This window comes from Tamlana crocina (assembly GCF_012037625.1).
Genome location: NZ_JAAVJS010000676.1, coordinates 1 through 323, shown reverse-complemented (window position 1 = coordinate 323; position 323 = coordinate 1). Strand labels below are relative to the sequence as shown.

General features: G+C 42.7%; 1 pseudogene. It reads left to right on the top strand.

Going from position 1 to position 323, the window contains the following annotated elements:
• Positions 1-290 (top strand): annotated as a pseudogene (locus tag HC176_RS18530) (tRNA (adenine-N(6)-)-methyltransferase); the annotation flags it as partial.
• Positions 291-323: the final 33 nt, after the last annotated feature.

The window sequence follows — 323 nt, the reverse complement described above, 5'->3', positions numbered from 1 at the left end:
AACTCTTAGAAGGAGTATCCCTGCTCCTCTCGAAAAGGGGAAAATTCAGTGTCATTATTCCTTATGCCGAAGAAGAGAAATTCGTCGCTCTGGCATCCGGATTCAAACTTTTTCCGAAGCGTATCACTCGCGTAAAAGGAACTCCGGAATCTGCAGTAAAAAGAACCCTGCTGGAATTATCATTTTTGGAAGGTGAGCCATTGGAAGATGAATTGATCATCGAAACCGCCAGACATCAATACACTCCGAAATACACCGAACTGGTGAAGGATTTTTACTTGAAGATGTAGGCGAAACTAACCTAGACCTCACAGCTTTCTAAA